This is a genomic window from Streptococcus sp. FSL L8-0526, from assembly GCF_038007145.1.
Classification (GTDB): Bacteria; Bacillota; Bacilli; order Lactobacillales; family Streptococcaceae; genus Streptococcus; species Streptococcus thermophilus.
The window spans coordinates 1,143,816-1,156,502 of sequence record NZ_JBBOWP010000001.1 but is presented as its reverse complement, the minus strand read 5'-3'; the positions used below and the strand labels follow the sequence as shown (position 1 = coordinate 1,156,502).

Annotated in this window: 26 protein-coding genes; 3 read left to right on the top strand and 23 right to left on the bottom strand. The window is 36.7% G+C overall.

Annotated elements, in window-relative coordinates; translation table 11 throughout:
• Window positions 1–2: 2 nt before the first annotated feature.
• From NSQ85_RS06135 to NSQ85_RS06045, 19 genes are all read right to left on the bottom strand, one after another.
• Window positions 3–443 (bottom strand): DUF7448 domain-containing protein, encoded by a 441-nt coding sequence (locus NSQ85_RS06135; protein ID WP_340781386.1) that lies wholly within the window; start codon window positions 441–443, stop codon window positions 3–5.
• A gap of 1 nt (window position 444) precedes the next feature.
• Window positions 445–738: a DUF1372 family protein gene (locus NSQ85_RS06130; protein WP_340781385.1), complete on the bottom strand. Its 294-nt coding sequence runs from the start codon at window positions 736–738 to the stop codon at window positions 445–447.
• A complete protein-coding gene (locus NSQ85_RS06125; protein ID WP_340781384.1) occupies window positions 716–1,237 on the bottom strand; it encodes a helix-turn-helix domain-containing protein in 522 nt (173 codons plus the stop codon). Before NSQ85_RS06125 ends, NSQ85_RS06130 begins: the two co-directional genes overlap by 23 nt.
• Window positions 1,238–1,753 (bottom strand): DUF1642 domain-containing protein, encoded by a 516-nt coding sequence (locus NSQ85_RS06120; protein ID WP_340781383.1) that lies wholly within the window; start codon window positions 1,751–1,753, stop codon window positions 1,238–1,240.
• Window positions 1,754–1,805: 52 nt separating this feature from the next.
• Complete coding sequence (locus tag NSQ85_RS06115) at window positions 1,806–2,558, bottom strand: DNA-methyltransferase (RefSeq protein ID WP_340781381.1); 753 nt, start codon at window positions 2,556–2,558, stop codon at window positions 1,806–1,808.
• The gene (locus NSQ85_RS06110; protein ID WP_340781380.1) at window positions 2,551–2,709 is read right to left on the bottom strand and encodes a DUF7204 family protein; all 159 of its coding nucleotides are present in this window, start codon (window positions 2,707–2,709) and stop codon (window positions 2,551–2,553) included. Before NSQ85_RS06110 ends, NSQ85_RS06115 begins: the two co-directional genes overlap by 8 nt.
• Window positions 2,699–2,920: a hypothetical protein gene (locus tag NSQ85_RS06105; protein WP_260224460.1), complete on the bottom strand. Its 222-nt coding sequence runs from the start codon at window positions 2,918–2,920 to the stop codon at window positions 2,699–2,701. Before NSQ85_RS06105 ends, NSQ85_RS06110 begins: the two co-directional genes overlap by 11 nt.
• Window positions 2,921–3,080: 160 nt before the next feature.
• Window positions 3,081–3,323, bottom strand: coding sequence for a hypothetical protein (locus NSQ85_RS06100; RefSeq protein WP_340781379.1), 243 nt, complete (start codon window positions 3,321–3,323; stop codon window positions 3,081–3,083).
• On the bottom strand, window positions 3,320–3,781 hold the full coding sequence (locus tag NSQ85_RS06095; protein WP_340781378.1) for a RusA family crossover junction endodeoxyribonuclease: 462 nt from the start codon (window positions 3,779–3,781) through the stop codon (window positions 3,320–3,322). Before NSQ85_RS06095 ends, NSQ85_RS06100 begins: the two co-directional genes overlap by 4 nt.
• Before the next feature lie 9 nt (window positions 3,782–3,790).
• Complete coding sequence (gene ssb, locus NSQ85_RS06090) at window positions 3,791–4,237, bottom strand: single-stranded DNA-binding protein (RefSeq protein ID WP_340781377.1); 447 nt, start codon at window positions 4,235–4,237, stop codon at window positions 3,791–3,793.
• Between the two features lie 20 nt (window positions 4,238–4,257).
• Window positions 4,258–5,217, bottom strand: a complete 960-nt coding sequence (locus NSQ85_RS06085; protein WP_340781376.1) for a DUF1351 domain-containing protein — start codon at window positions 5,215–5,217, stop codon at window positions 4,258–4,260.
• Between the two features lie 2 nt (window positions 5,218–5,219).
• Window positions 5,220–6,143 (bottom strand): phage recombination protein Bet, encoded by a 924-nt coding sequence (gene bet, locus NSQ85_RS06080; RefSeq protein WP_340781375.1) that lies wholly within the window; start codon window positions 6,141–6,143, stop codon window positions 5,220–5,222.
• Between the two features lie 125 nt (window positions 6,144–6,268).
• Window positions 6,269–6,451 (bottom strand): hypothetical protein, encoded by a 183-nt coding sequence (locus tag NSQ85_RS06075; RefSeq protein WP_340781373.1) that lies wholly within the window; start codon window positions 6,449–6,451, stop codon window positions 6,269–6,271.
• A complete protein-coding gene (locus NSQ85_RS06070; protein WP_340781372.1) occupies window positions 6,448–7,230 on the bottom strand; it encodes an ATP-binding protein in 783 nt (260 codons plus the stop codon). Before NSQ85_RS06070 ends, NSQ85_RS06075 begins: the two co-directional genes overlap by 4 nt.
• 12 nt (window positions 7,231–7,242) lie before the next feature.
• Window positions 7,243–8,091, bottom strand: coding sequence for a replication initiator protein A (locus NSQ85_RS06065; protein ID WP_340781371.1), 849 nt, complete (start codon window positions 8,089–8,091; stop codon window positions 7,243–7,245).
• A gap of 301 nt (window positions 8,092–8,392) precedes the next feature.
• A complete protein-coding gene (locus NSQ85_RS06060; RefSeq protein ID WP_340781370.1) occupies window positions 8,393–8,548 on the bottom strand; it encodes a hypothetical protein in 156 nt (51 codons plus the stop codon).
• Window positions 8,549–8,566: 18 nt separating this feature from the next.
• Complete coding sequence (locus tag NSQ85_RS06055) at window positions 8,567–8,836, bottom strand: hypothetical protein (RefSeq protein WP_340781368.1); 270 nt, start codon at window positions 8,834–8,836, stop codon at window positions 8,567–8,569.
• 62 nt (window positions 8,837–8,898) lie between these two features.
• Window positions 8,899–9,180, bottom strand: a complete 282-nt coding sequence (locus NSQ85_RS06050) for a DNA-binding protein (RefSeq protein ID WP_340781367.1) — start codon at window positions 9,178–9,180, stop codon at window positions 8,899–8,901.
• A 3-nt stretch (window positions 9,181–9,183) separates the two neighbouring features.
• Window positions 9,184–9,366, bottom strand: a complete 183-nt coding sequence (locus NSQ85_RS06045; protein ID WP_232985500.1) for a helix-turn-helix domain-containing protein — start codon at window positions 9,364–9,366, stop codon at window positions 9,184–9,186.
• A 167-nt stretch (window positions 9,367–9,533) separates the two neighbouring features.
• Between NSQ85_RS06045 and NSQ85_RS06040 the strand changes: the two genes are divergently transcribed.
• Window positions 9,534–9,764, top strand: coding sequence for a hypothetical protein (locus tag NSQ85_RS06040; protein ID WP_340781366.1), 231 nt, complete (start codon window positions 9,534–9,536; stop codon window positions 9,762–9,764).
• Here NSQ85_RS06040 and NSQ85_RS06035 read toward each other — a convergent pair.
• Genes NSQ85_RS06035 through NSQ85_RS06020 form a run of 4 tightly spaced genes read right to left on the bottom strand, consistent with a single transcriptional unit; the run spans window position 9,706 to window position 11,736 of the window.
• Window positions 9,706–9,960, bottom strand: a complete 255-nt coding sequence (locus NSQ85_RS06035) for a hypothetical protein (protein ID WP_340781365.1) — start codon at window positions 9,958–9,960, stop codon at window positions 9,706–9,708. The genes NSQ85_RS06040 and NSQ85_RS06035 overlap by 59 nt on opposite strands.
• A 32-nt stretch (window positions 9,961–9,992) precedes the next feature.
• Complete coding sequence (locus tag NSQ85_RS06030; RefSeq protein ID WP_340781364.1) at window positions 9,993–10,553, bottom strand: ORF6C domain-containing protein; 561 nt, start codon at window positions 10,551–10,553, stop codon at window positions 9,993–9,995.
• Window positions 10,546–11,490, bottom strand: a complete 945-nt coding sequence (locus NSQ85_RS06025; protein ID WP_340781363.1) for a hypothetical protein — start codon at window positions 11,488–11,490, stop codon at window positions 10,546–10,548. The genes NSQ85_RS06030 and NSQ85_RS06025 overlap by 8 nt, the downstream gene beginning before the upstream one ends.
• Before the next feature lie 12 nt (window positions 11,491–11,502).
• Window positions 11,503–11,736 carry a DUF739 family protein gene (locus NSQ85_RS06020; RefSeq protein WP_340781362.1) on the bottom strand — a complete coding sequence of 78 codons (234 nt, stop codon included), beginning with the start codon at window positions 11,734–11,736 and terminating at the stop codon, window positions 11,503–11,505.
• Between the two features lie 168 nt (window positions 11,737–11,904).
• Here NSQ85_RS06020 and NSQ85_RS06015 point away from each other — a divergent pair, with 168 nt between their 5' ends.
• Window positions 11,905–12,291: a helix-turn-helix domain-containing protein gene (locus NSQ85_RS06015; protein ID WP_340781361.1), complete on the top strand. Its 387-nt coding sequence runs from the start codon at window positions 11,905–11,907 to the stop codon at window positions 12,289–12,291.
• Window positions 12,281–12,667, top strand: coding sequence for an ImmA/IrrE family metallo-endopeptidase (locus NSQ85_RS06010; RefSeq protein WP_340781359.1), 387 nt, complete (start codon window positions 12,281–12,283; stop codon window positions 12,665–12,667). Before NSQ85_RS06015 ends, NSQ85_RS06010 begins: the two co-directional genes overlap by 11 nt.
• Window positions 12,668–12,687: the final 20 nt, after the last annotated feature.

Genomic DNA, 12,687 nt, shown 5'->3' with positions numbered 1-12,687 from the left:
TCCTACGCCTCAACAACTGGAAAATGAATATCACCAATCACCAGAGAGCCTACACTGTAATAAAAACCGCCATTGCCATCATCAGCCTCACACTCTGCCAAAGCTATTGGATTTTGATTGTGGTAAATAGTAACCGTATTATAACTTTCTGATGACCCATCTTCCCATCCCACTGTTTCTTGTTCACCAATTTTAATATCAGTAATAATAGCGTCTAGCTTGACATCTTTGAATTCACCGCCAGCATAGGCACAGCAATCATTTTCTGACATCTCAATAGTTACCTTTGTCCCATCTTCAAGTTCTAGGTGGTCTTTATTCCACTTAACGATACGCTTATAGAGTAGTAACTCTTTGAGTTCTTCCAATGAGCCATATCGTGCGTTTTTAAAATCATGCGAATCTGGCCAGAATCCGTCTGGTAGTTTAATAGTTTCTGTCATCTTAATTTCCTTTCAAATAGCTAGGTATATCATCGCCAACGTTAACACTGTCATATTGCTCCTTGCTCACTAGAAACTTACCATACGCCCCACAATCGAGCGTGTATAATTTCCCTATCATCTGCTTACCTGTGATTTTTCCATGCATTACAGTAGCGTTATCAGCCTTATACACGATAATAGGTTTAACTGGTCTATTGACTACACTGATTAACGTTCCAACATTGATAATTAGGGATGCCAGTAGTAAGGCAATGGCTACGTTTAGCTCTCTATAGGTCGTCCTCTTTAACAAACGTTCCATTTATCATCTTCCCTTTTCGATTTTTAATCTCTTCATATGCAATACTTAGACACTCCGTTACATCTAGATCTAATTGATGTGCCAATACGATAATCGTTACTAGTGTGTCTCCGATAGCATCTTTAAGTGCTATTTGTGGGTCTGTGAATTTAGTCGGTTTCAATAGTACATCCCGAATTTCTCCGACTTCTTCCGTGATACGCATCCACTGAATCTTAGGGTCAGCTTGTTTTAAGTTACGTTCGTCCGCCCAGTGATTGATTTTAGCGATTAGATCAGTGAAAGTGTCCTTTACTGATACATCATCAAACCCTAACAGATATCCAATACTAACATCAAAGTATTCAGCTAGCTTTTTGGCTTCCCTTATACTTATTTGACTTGTTCCGTGTTCCCATTTTAAAATATTCAGTTTTTGCACTCCCGTGTGTTCAGCTACATCGACTATTGATAGCTTTCTTTCTTTTCGTAACTGTTTAATTCTGATCACTTATTCCACCTCTATCACTTCAAAACCTTCGCAATCAAATACCCATCCAAAACAACCATCTTCTAGCTGTTTTGTGGTGTGTGTTGTTCTAAAACGGTCTGTATCTTCTCGGCTGTAAAATACCCACGTTTCTCTGAATCTATCATAATTCAAATAAGTTTCTTCATCATCTAAGTTTCGGATTCTCACTGTATATCGTTTTTCTTCCTCAACCTCATAGCCAAACTGGTGCATGTTGACGAGAATCTGGATAGCATTTTTGGTGTTGTAATACCAACATGCAAAATCATAATCTATTGGATTTTCATTAAAATAATAATCATTCAAATGTTCGAAGAAATCCCGAACCACACGATGTAAATTTAAGTAAAATTCATCCTTATGTTCCTCATACCAATCCGCCACAAACTGCGGTACTACTGGTTTAGGAATAATTGAATCATAGAAATCTTCAACGTGTGCTACTGATAGTCTTCCTGCCGTTACTAATTTCTTAACCGCTTCTTCTCTTGTCATTTAATTTACCTTCTAATTTAAAAACTCATATATCGTCATTTGTTCTACTTCCTCAAAACAAACTGGTTTGAAATGTGCTTAACATTTCTGATTGTGCCTTTTTATAAAATTCTTTCTTGATTTCAAAACCATAAGCATTCCGATTCATTTCAACAGCAGCTCGAATAGTAGAACCACTTCCAGCTACTGGATCAATAACAACATCTTCTGGGTCTGTGAAGAGTTCAATTAATCTTTTCAATACTGGAATTGGTTTCTGTGTGGGATGAATTGTAGGATAAGAACTATCCTTCTCCCAAGGCATATGATTTAAAACCATTGCGCCATTATTATTAAACTTAGGTAGTTTATCACGATATAGTACAGTGGCTTCTTCGGTAGCTCCTACGATTTTCATATTTGCTTTTAATACTTGCGGGCTAGATTTCTTGGTAAAATATAGTGGATAGGCATTTTTAAATCCATGCTTCTTTCCGCACTCAATAACCATATCCCTCTGTTGCCATGCGTGGAATACAATCATTGCTGGTGCCTTGCCTTTTTCTTTAGGTTCTTTCTTTAAGAGCCGTGCGCAAAAATCAAAGAAGTTATTAATTTTAAAATCGTTATCTGTATCAAAGAATGACTTACCAGCTAGTTTCGACTCTCCATTTTCATTACTACCATCTTTATACCAACGTGGATCACTTGCGTAAGCGTTGTTTCCTAAGTTATATGGAATGTCTGCAATTATTAATTGCGCTCTTGGAATTTGATAGCGTTTTGCGTTTTCAAAATGGTCGTTAAATAGTTCATATCTAACCATCTACTTCCACCATTTCTACTTTATACAATCGTAAATTGCGATATTTAACACCTCTTAGATGATGCAATCTTTTGATAGCTTCATCTTTATTCTCATAGATTTCTACATCATCTTCCATGTGATCAAAATATGTTATTACTTTATACTTCATCTTCTACTTCCTCCGCCTCATAGTAATCAATCTTTGCGAAATTCTTAGGGCTGATAGTTATTATTCTTTTTTCTGGTTCAATCTGCTGTAACTGAAGATAATCCATATTCCCTTCCTCAATCCATTTCAGTATGTCCAAGATACGTTTATAGTCTTCTTCCACCTTGATAGTTTCATCCATGTATGGATTTTGCAGTCTAATAATTGTCATAGTTCACCCTCGCTTTTATTTATGTAGATTACTGTTGCTGTGTACAATGCGTCTCGATCTACGGTTAGTTTCACGTCTATCAATTCCTTGTCGTAGTTTTCTATCCATGCGTTTATTTCTTCGTCAAGCGTGTCAGTGTCGCAAAGCTTATCGAAAAATTTCACTTTCTGTTGCATAATTCCATCATCCTTCCTAATAATTCATCATCTGGTAACTGCTCCAGCGTTAGGATGCGATTGAGTTTATTGTTACTAATTCCTAACTTATCGCTGATTAAATCTATGTCTTTGTGGTTTTCCCAGAACCACTTCGAAAACTCTTGTGTTTGACCCAACACACTAGTATGTCCGTAGCTTCCTGGAGCATATATACCGACTAACTTATCTTTGTACTTGCTTTTCATCCAAGCTCCTTGATTTCTAATTCAATGCGTGGGTTAGTACTGTACTTCTTGCGAGCTATTAAACCACAAACGATGCTGTCATCCGTCCAAACGATACCCTTCTTATCAACCTTGTTGTATCCAGCGTTTGAAATGCTATCAAAGAGCGCTTTGATTAGGTTGTCAATATCGGGTCTTTTCGCATGCCAAAGTCTTTCATCCATGAATTTCTTGAATATGTCCCACGTTTTAGCTCTAGCTTTTGGCGTGGGCTTTTTTGAAACCTTTAAAGGAGCTTTCATGTAAAAAGTGACATCAACCATAATCGGTCCGTCAAATAATTGTCCGTCATATTCTTGCTCGATAAGTTGTGAGCACTGACGACGCCAAGCTTTCATTTTATGGTCTTCATAAGTTCCGAATTTGCTAAAACGGGGACGTGTCTGTGGCTTTGGCTCAATGTTTAGAATCATCTTCATAGCAGTATATTAGAACGGTAGCATATCATCACTGATGTCCATAGGGCTTGAGTTCCCGTAAGGTCCGCTTTCTCTTGCAAAGTTTGACCCTTGCTGTTGGCTATAACTGTTGTTAGCATTACCCCCATCACGCGCTGCACGACTTTCTAGCATTTGGAAATTCTCAGCGACTACCTCTGTCACATACACTCGTTGCCCCTGTTGATTTTCATAGCTACGAGTCTGAATACGTCCAGTAATCCCAATCAATGCGCCTTTTTTAGCCCAATTAGCCAAATTTTCAGCTTGCTGGCGCCAGATAACGCAATTGATAAAGTCTGCTTCACGCTCACCATTAGCATCCTTAAAGTTACGGTTAACCGCAAGGCTGAAAGATGCGACTGCGATGTTGCTACCTGTGTATTTAAACTCTGGGTCTTTAGTTAATCTTCCAACTAAAACTGTATTGTTAATCATGTTTTTTCTCCTCTTAAAAATTATAAAATTTCATAGTTTATAAAGTTATCTTCCAGCAATTTAGCAAATTGATGCCATTGTTTCTCTCCACCGTGGAAGGTTAGAGAAATATCGATTTTATATGGCTCAACTGGTTTGATTGGAGTTTCATCTGCTGGTTTTGATTTTTCGATAACTTCACCAGTTTCGGCATTGACTGCTTTAATTTCCTCGTTAGCTGATTGTTTAGCCATTGCTTCAATTTCTGCTAGGCGTGCCGCTTCTGCTTTTTGCTTGGCTTCTACTTGCTGCTTGCGTTCAACGGCTGCATCACGGTCCATCTTCATTTGCTTGAGGATTTCAACTAGAGGTGCGTCATTGTTCAACGCTCTAGTGTAAGGTTCCGCTGGCAACTCATAATCAAGGGCTTGTTCCTCAATCATCTCAATGTTTGCTTTGTGTTCTTCGATGCGGTCATATTCAGCCAAAACGAGTGCATCAATTTCTTCGATGGTTTCTGTTTTGAGTTCAATCTTCCTGTCTTTGAAATATTTCTTTAAAGAATATCCATCGTACTTATCCTTGAATGTATCCTTATCTATCCCTGCAAACTCACACTTTTTTTCAAACACTGATCTAACGTGGTCAACTCGTAGCATTCTATGATGTTCGTCAATCTCATCTCGTTTGGCACGCAATTTGTCAATAATTTCTTTGAGTGGCTCTTTAGATGACTTGAAATTAGATTCAAACTCTGTCAAAGGGTTTTTATAAACTTTTGCAATTTCTTTTCGTTTAGTTTCAAGTTTCGTCAGCAAGCTGTTGAAACGTGTAAATTCATCCTTAATATCGTTATATTCAAGATTGTCTAGTTGTTCGTCTGATAACTCGCTAACTGCCGCTTTGATAGCTGCATCGAATCTGTCGAAATCAAACTTAATTATTCCCGGCGTATATACTGGCTCGATTGTTTCAAGAAAATTGTTTGTTATATCCTTCATATCTAGTTAGCCTTTCTATTATTTATCTGTGTTTGAATGTCGTTGGTCACAATTTCAAATCCAGACACAAGTAATTCATGAAAATCGTTGAGTTTGTACTTATTCAAATAGTAATTAGCTACTGTTTCGGCTGGCTTTCCCGTGATTAAAGCTAATTCATTGATTTGTTTCTCGATAATGTTACGTTGCTCGATACTAATGAAATTAGGATTGACTTCTTGTTGTTCTTCAGCTTCAGCTACGTCTTCAACTAGTTCTGGCTCTGATTGAACTGGTTGAGATTGCTCTTGTCTGTATTGCTCAACTTGTGCTATTTTACGAATCTTAACATCCTCTTGCGTTTCTCGTTGTGTAACGTCGATAGGTGCAGCTTGTTCCATTTCATCTGCAGTGTAAAGACCGCCCACATTCTCGGAGAATGCATCTCGAACGGCTGCCACGATTGCCACCTTTTCAATCATTTGACCAGGTGCTTTCTGCCACCAATTTTTATGCGTGTTATAAGCTGACAATTCAACTTCACGATATATTGGACGACTTCTATCTTTTCGATACACTGCACACCAACCGCCAATTAATGTTCCTTTGCGTGGCAAGATTACACCTTTTTTAGTTTTAAGCTCACCTTTTTCATCCTCGTAGATTACGCCACTTTCAAATCCGTCGTAATTCGGATTTTGTTCAGCTCGCTTCATGAATGCGTCTTTTGATACTACGATTTGAGCAGGGTTGTTTCCATACTTAATGAAATAGACCTCTTTAGTAAAAGGGTTAAGATTGCGGTTCTTAACGATTGCTAGCAATGTTTGTAGTTCTTGTGGACTTGCTTGATGTTTGGGATCGACGAAATTCCTCAACGTTTCGCCATCAAGATGTTGCAAGTCGGTCAAATACTCTCCTTTTGTACTTTGTAATTCATTCTTCATATCATTTCCCTTTCATATGCCCTAATTCTCAATTTAAGAGGGTGTAGTGCAATTTTTACAGTGTCATAGTCTATTTACGCCACAGATAAAAACACACGTCTTAAAATCGATTTTAGAAGGGTTTTCTAGTGTTGGCTAAAAATCTGCGTTGATTTCTTAGCAAAATACATATATTCGTTGATTTTACTGATGAATGAGTATAAATCTAATTCATCCATCATTTTCTGTTTGTGCCCTTCTGATACTACAAGTCCATGAATGCTCTCGTAGTCCTCAAAGAGCTTTAATTTTACTTCTGTTTCTGTCATAGCATCATCCTCTTGTCTTGCTGTGTTTTAAACTTGTAAACGTGTTCGTTCGTCGTTCCAAGTCCTGTCTTCTTGAAAATCCTTGAATATACACGTTTACCGTAAGTGCCCATGATATCCTGTGGGCTTAAGTTTGTTGTAATTATGGTCTTTGTTCTTTTGTTCAATATGCTGTACAAGATGCCGTTAGACCACTCTGTCACTTTCTCGGTTCCCAAATCATCAAGCACCAGCCAGTCAGCTTCGGATATACGTCTGATATATTCAGCTTCAAGGCTAAAGTCCTCTTTAATTTTGGCTAGTAGGTCAACTACGTTGATGAATAGCCCCATCTTTTTTGTATGATCAGACAAGGCTTTGAGCGCTGAATAAGCTAGATGACTCTTACCGACACCAGTGTCACCGATGAGGACGATATTGTAATCCTGTCCGTCTAGGTATCCTCTTAGTTGACTTCTAACGTTTTTCAAGTCCTCTTTTTGCTCTCTGGTTGCTGCTTGGTAATTGTCAAAGCTAGCGTTTTTCAAATCATCATCTAGTAAGCTGAAATCTTTGAGAAAGTATAGACGTTTTTGCTCTTGCTCACGCTCATATTGTTCCTGCGCTTTAATAGAATTCTGTTGCTCTTGCTCTTCACGATGACAACTCTCGCATACAGTGTATGGTTTGCTGTTCGGGAGCTGAATAGTGACAAAGTTTCGATTGTGCTTCTCGCAGTATTTATCACTAGTAGTCATATATAGCTGTCGCATCTGTCTAGCTGTTTGATCTAAACTCATAGAAGTGACTCCTTAATACTTACTGCAAGCTGGTCCAAACTTGGGTTTGTCACTATTTGACTTGTTGGAAAAGTAATCTTTATCTGGCTTACTGTTGCTATGCTTACTTTGTTTTTCTTTTGCTTGTTCTAAAGTAGTTATCCCCTCATTTCGCCATGAAATAAATATTCTTTCAATATACGATGGGTAGTTAGCTTCGTTAGTCATAGCTAGTTTTAAAGCGTATTGGTAAAGCTCGTTTCCAAATTCATTAATATCTGCAAGGATGTCTTGTTGAATAAATGCATTTTTTCGTTGCTTCGGAAAAGCTTCAAAAAACATATCGTAAGATTTACGGATTTCATCAACTTCCTCTTGTTGTTGATTACTTAGTATTGATATATTAGTATTGATATTATTAGTATTGATTCCCTGTACTTTTTTCAGGTCTTGACCTGTACTTTCTACAGTTCCGTACTGTACTTTTTTCAGGTCTTGACCTGTACTTTCTACAGTTCCGTACTGTACTTTTTTCAGGTCTTGACCTGTACTTTCTACAGTTCCGTTGATATACAAGCGATTAGGCTTATTGATTCCTTGTCTAACCTCTTTCAATAACCCTATTTGAGAAAGTTCTTTTTTTGCTTTTATAATTGTTTTTTCTGAGCAATTAAGCTCTTTCATGAACTGCTCATTTGTAAAATACATGTAAATCTGACCGTCATCGTCATACCATTTATTTTTAATTGACAACGTTCTGCGGTCGAACAGCAGCATATACATTAGCTTTGCTTTATCGCCCAAATTCTTATAATGTTCTTCTTTTAAGAGCCATTGCGGAAATTGGTAAAAAGCATTGTTTTTTACTTCATTAATATGCATTAATCTTATCTCTCTTTCGTTAAAATAGTCGTGCCAGTCGTACGCTAGCCATTTACCCTCTCCAGTTACTTTTTTTATTTAAATTGTCATGATATAATATTCTTAAATGTTTTATACGACACGGGCTTTTACCCGTGTTTTTTAGCGCTTCAATCCGCACCCATCCCCCGATGTGCTTCGTAAATATTAAATTTTCAAGAAGGTAGTTTTGGGTTTTATTTATATTTATTTTTAGTTTTGGGGTATTTAGTTGCACTCCGCACATCGGGGAGTGGCTACGGATTGAACGCACTAAATACTATTATTGTTTATTTTCAGCTCGCATTTTTGCTACTTGCTGGCGCAGATACGCATGAATTTTTTCGTATTTGCGTTCATTTTCTTCCCATGACGTCCATTTTGGAACCTCTACTGTTTCTGGTTTCTTGCTTGACCAAATCCAGTTAAAAATTTTCATTTTGTTTCTCCTCTTTTATTAAAATACATGGACACCACGTTCTGACCATTTGTTAACTAACCTAGTTTGGGCATCTCCGTTATACCCACAGATATAGTAGCCCAAACCATAATTTTCTCCACTATATCTTTTTTCGAAAATTTCATTTTCGAAGATTTTAACAAAATTTTTTAATTCTTCTAAGTTACTGCTGAATGGATAGAACATCCATTTTCCATCGACAACAACGTGCCAGTTGTCGCCTAAAACAGTTTTTGTTTTTTCATATTCAATTTTATTTTTAGCCATTTCAAATTCCTTTCTCTTTCCCTAACCGCACTAAGTGACTAGTGAGGTTTTTTAATATATATTTACGCTATATCTTGCCAATTATTATTAAACCAATCTCTGACGGCATCCCGTGGATATCTAACTTGACTCCCACGACCTTTATCAATTTTTGGGAAACCGTCTAAATTGGTTATTCTTAGAAACTCGGTATAGTTTCCAATTCCCAACATCGCTTGACACTGTTTTGCAGTTAAAATCAGTGGGAGTGTTTGATCTATGTCAAACGCCCTTGTTTTATCCGCTATGACAGTGGTCAGCAGATTGTCAAATCGGTCAGCTAATGGTTTGAATGGGTCTGTCATTCATTACTCCTTTCTAAATTCGTCTAAACTAACATCTAAAGCGTCAGCTATTTTCACCATTCTACTGAAAGAAATGTCTCTCTTTCCGATGTTCATCAACGTGTTATAGCTGATACCAGTCTTTTCAGATAACTCTGTGACTGTCATTCCTCTGTCAATAAGTAACTTGCTTAAAGTTTTTTTCATGTTTACTCCAAAAACACAATATATAGTTTTTTGATTGTATTGAAAACACAATATATTGTGTTTTACTATCCTTTCTGATATAATCGATTCATGACAAACGATTAAATAGGGCCTCTCATCTCCTTATGAAAATTGCTAGTCAAATATTATGGAAAGGAGACTGTCTTATGAGCAAACAATTCGATGCATTGAAACAAGCGGCTGACGAGGCACTAACCAAATTTGCGGGTGGTTCTGATGCTATCGTCAAACTTGTTGATGAATTACTCAAAGCCCAAGCAGTTGATCTTGAAACTTCATTCAATATTCAAGAAATTGATAAGCTTAATGCAAAGATTACTAAACTCGAGAGCCAAGTTGCTGAATTGAACGATCAACTTTATCGACACGATAAGTAGCTTCATTCAACCGTTTTAAAGCAGATATGCGCTCTTGATCAACGCTGACATAGAATGCTTCTCTGGCTTTAACCCATTCCCATTCCTCTAGCAATTCGCTAGGGGTTTTTGTTGCTTTTGAGGAGTCAATCGCTACTTTTACAATAGTGTTTGACTCTTTTTTCTTTCCACTATATGGATATCGTTTTGGTTTCATATTTACTCCTTTGTGTTTTGATATAATAGATTTCAATTCATAAGGTGAGACATTTTTGGGTCACCCTTTTCAAGAGCGATAAGCTCTTTTTGTTTTGGTGTCTCACGAATTTCAAATTTTGTAAAATCGTCGTAAGATAAATCTTCCAAAAACTTAACTGCCTTCTCAGCGTCAACGTGCTTGATGTTAGTGTATTTAGTAACATTAAAGGCTTTCTTCAAACGTGAGTACATCAAGCGAATAAACTGACCTTTCTTCAAAGCGAACAGATTGTCACTAGGATGTGATTTCTGATTATCGAAGTATGTATCTGCAAACACGCCAGCTTTTCGGAAAATAATGCTTTTGATTTTCGTAGCTTCACCGTCATCAATATGGACTTTCTTGTTGACTTCTTCGACAAGCAACTCAATGTCAGTTAGCTTTTGATTAGTCTTTCTAACATTTCTGTCCATTTCGTCTTTCAAACCAATCACTTCATCCAATAAGTTTTGGTTAAATTTTGCTTGTTTGACGAGTTGCATAGCTTGTTCGCCTTGCATTTTTACTGTCTCGATAAGAACGTTGTCTTTCTTACTTTTTTTCTTACTCATTTACAATTTCTCCTTCTATGATTGTTCTTCCATCTTCTGGTATAATCTTGTTCATTTCTTCTAACCAGTTTTCAGTTAGCGTCAAGATGTCTCTTAGCTTTTCAATCTGAGCATCTTTGCCAATCCCTTGGATAAGGGTTTTAAATCTGAGCGGTGCCATTTCTTCGTCAAAGAAGTCTTCAAACTTGGTAACGAGCTTGCTTAGGTTAAATAAGTTAGTAACGCTATTTTCGAGCTTTTCCTTATCAGCTCGTAAGTGCTCAATAGACTCTTTCAAGGCTAATGCCTCTGATGTTTCCTTTTCGAGCATTTCATAAGACGCTTCTTTAAGTCGCAATCTACGTTTGAATGAATCAAGCTCTTCTGATAGGTCTTTATTTTTTCCTAGCAATTGCTTGTTAAGGTCTTGCGTTGCTTTGTAATCTTGCGGAATGACTTCTTTCTCGATTACCTTTTCAACTGGTTTGACTGCTTTAGCACGCTCAAGCTCGCCTTTAACTGCTTCTAGTGCTTGGTCTTTGAGTTTTAGACGACGCTCAAGCTCTTTGTATTCTTTGTGAGTTGTGATATCTCCGTTGAATACTGCTTGATTAACCTCTGGATTGGCAGATGGTTTAGATACTTGAGCTTGTAACGTTTTAGGCAAACTTTCAAAAAAATTTATTTTTGTTTCTTCGTTTTGCGAAGAAACGAATTTGAAGTGATTGATATATTCGTATGCTTTTGTTGTTTTAAATCCCAAACTCCTATACCACTCTTCGAAACATCCGTACCCTCTAGTCGAAAGCTCTTTTTGAGCTTTGGCAAGTTGTTTCCCTATTTCATAAGCACTCTTGCTTTGAATACCATAAATGATGTTGGCACGTTCTTCTAAGAATTCTTTCGTCTTTGCATCGAGCAAAGAGTAGTTGAAATCATTTGGTGCTATTTCGTTCATTGTTACTCCTTTCTAATTATGTTCAACATCTTGAACTTTATATTTAAAAAAATATGAATTAATTTCATCACTTGGAATTTGTAATAATTCGCAAGCTTTTGAAATTTCTGACTGTTGCCAGCCTCGTTTGTTGTTTGTCTTAGCAGATATTGACTTTTCAGACAAGTCCATGCTTTGTGCGAACTTTTTCTTTGTGCCAAAAACTTCAACAATTTTTCCATTTAATTTTGAATAATCATAAATCATAGTTACTCCTTTCTTTTTGTTCAATGTCTTGAACTTTATGATTTTATTATAGCACCTCAAAAAACAAAGTCAAGTCTTTTTGTTCATTTTTTTGAACTTTTTTTACTTTTTTCTTGAACTTTATGAAAATATACTATATAATACCCTCATGAAAGGTGATATAATATTATGAAAGAAAATACAGCTCAAAGACTGTCTCAAATAATGAAAGAACGAAACTTGAGGCAAGTTGATATTCTTAAACAGTCGGAAAAATTCCAAAAAGAATTAGGAATAAAACTTGGTAAGAGCGCCCTCTCTCAATATGTTAGTGGGAAATCTATTCCAGACCAAGATAAGTTAGTTCTTCTATCTAAAACACTAGGCGTATCAGAAGCTTGGTTAATGGGATATGATACCAATGAATCAACTGATGTCAAAAAAGAATCAATCGACCTTTCAAACTTACGTGAAAAAGTCGTAATGTTTGACGGAAAGCCACTATCTGATGACGACGTTAAGAAAATAGAGCAAATTATTAGACTTTCGATTGAGGTAGCGGGAGATGAAGATTGATGAGCTGTTGAAAGAATATAAAATATCGTTATTCATTTTCCCTGCTGAACTGTGGGAAAGGTCTGGGTTCTACTTTCCAGACTTAAGACGAATATATGTTAACGAATCATTATCTAAACAAGAGCGTGAAAAAGTCATTTTACATGAAATCGGCCATATCAACCATGACCCAAAACATTACAAGAGACTACTTTTACAATATGAAAATCAAGCTGATAGATTTATGATTCGAGAATTACTAGTTGATTATTTAAAATCTACTGATATCTACGATTTTAATTGGGTTCGCTTCGCTGCACAGTATGATATTTCCACGACTTGGGGCGAAGCGATGATACAAGATGAATTTAGGAAAATTCAGCAAAGTGTTATTTAAAACTACGTGCAAAACTGAAT

What these genes read in the sequence shown, in the direction of transcription:
- NSQ85_RS06135 (WP_340781386.1), bottom strand. Translation starts at nt 443, where the DNA reads ATGACAGAAACTATTAAACTACCAGACGGATTCTGGCCAGATTCGCAT.
- NSQ85_RS06120 (WP_340781383.1), bottom strand. Translation starts at nt 1,753, where the DNA reads ATGACAAGAGAAGAAGCGGTTAAGAAATTAGTAACGGCAGGAAGACTA.
- NSQ85_RS06115 (WP_340781381.1), bottom strand. Translation starts at nt 2,558, where the DNA reads ATGGTTAGATATGAACTATTTAACGACCATTTTGAAAACGCAAAACGC.
- NSQ85_RS06110 (WP_340781380.1), bottom strand. Translation starts at nt 2,709, where the DNA reads ATGAAGTATAAAGTAATAACATATTTTGATCACATGGAAGATGATGTA.
- NSQ85_RS06105 (WP_260224460.1), bottom strand. Translation starts at nt 2,920, where the DNA reads ATGACAATTATTAGACTGCAAAATCCATACATGGATGAAACTATCAAG.
- NSQ85_RS06100 (WP_340781379.1), bottom strand. Translation starts at nt 3,323, where the DNA reads ATGAAAAGCAAGTACAAAGATAAGTTAGTCGGTATATATGCTCCAGGA.
- NSQ85_RS06095 (WP_340781378.1), bottom strand. Translation starts at nt 3,781, where the DNA reads ATGAAGATGATTCTAAACATTGAGCCAAAGCCACAGACACGTCCCCGT.
- ssb (WP_340781377.1), bottom strand. Translation starts at nt 4,237, where the DNA reads ATGATTAACAATACAGTTTTAGTTGGAAGATTAACTAAAGACCCAGAG.
- NSQ85_RS06085 (WP_340781376.1), bottom strand. Translation starts at nt 5,217, where the DNA reads ATGAAGGATATAACAAACAATTTTCTTGAAACAATCGAGCCAGTATAT.
- bet (WP_340781375.1), bottom strand. Translation starts at nt 6,143, where the DNA reads ATGAAGAATGAATTACAAAGTACAAAAGGAGAGTATTTGACCGACTTG.
- NSQ85_RS06075 (WP_340781373.1), bottom strand. Translation starts at nt 6,451, where the DNA reads ATGACAGAAACAGAAGTAAAATTAAAGCTCTTTGAGGACTACGAGAGC.
- NSQ85_RS06070 (WP_340781372.1), bottom strand. Translation starts at nt 7,230, where the DNA reads ATGAGTTTAGATCAAACAGCTAGACAGATGCGACAGCTATATATGACT.
- NSQ85_RS06065 (WP_340781371.1), bottom strand. Translation starts at nt 8,091, where the DNA reads ATGCATATTAATGAAGTAAAAAACAATGCTTTTTACCAATTTCCGCAA.
- NSQ85_RS06060 (WP_340781370.1), bottom strand. Translation starts at nt 8,548, where the DNA reads ATGAAAATTTTTAACTGGATTTGGTCAAGCAAGAAACCAGAAACAGTA.
- NSQ85_RS06055 (WP_340781368.1), bottom strand. Translation starts at nt 8,836, where the DNA reads ATGGCTAAAAATAAAATTGAATATGAAAAAACAAAAACTGTTTTAGGC.
- NSQ85_RS06050 (WP_340781367.1), bottom strand. Translation starts at nt 9,180, where the DNA reads ATGACAGACCCATTCAAACCATTAGCTGACCGATTTGACAATCTGCTG.
- NSQ85_RS06045 (WP_232985500.1), bottom strand. Translation starts at nt 9,366, where the DNA reads ATGAAAAAAACTTTAAGCAAGTTACTTATTGACAGAGGAATGACAGTC.
- NSQ85_RS06040 (WP_340781366.1), top strand. Translation starts at nt 9,534, where the DNA reads ATGAGCAAACAATTCGATGCATTGAAACAAGCGGCTGACGAGGCACTA.
- NSQ85_RS06035 (WP_340781365.1), bottom strand. Translation starts at nt 9,960, where the DNA reads ATGAAACCAAAACGATATCCATATAGTGGAAAGAAAAAAGAGTCAAAC.
- NSQ85_RS06030 (WP_340781364.1), bottom strand. Translation starts at nt 10,553, where the DNA reads ATGAGTAAGAAAAAAAGTAAGAAAGACAACGTTCTTATCGAGACAGTA.
- NSQ85_RS06025 (WP_340781363.1), bottom strand. Translation starts at nt 11,490, where the DNA reads ATGAACGAAATAGCACCAAATGATTTCAACTACTCTTTGCTCGATGCA.
- NSQ85_RS06020 (WP_340781362.1), bottom strand. Translation starts at nt 11,736, where the DNA reads ATGATTTATGATTATTCAAAATTAAATGGAAAAATTGTTGAAGTTTTT.
- NSQ85_RS06015 (WP_340781361.1), top strand. Translation starts at nt 11,905, where the DNA reads ATGAAAGAAAATACAGCTCAAAGACTGTCTCAAATAATGAAAGAACGA.
- NSQ85_RS06010 (WP_340781359.1), top strand. Translation starts at nt 12,281, where the DNA reads ATGAAGATTGATGAGCTGTTGAAAGAATATAAAATATCGTTATTCATT.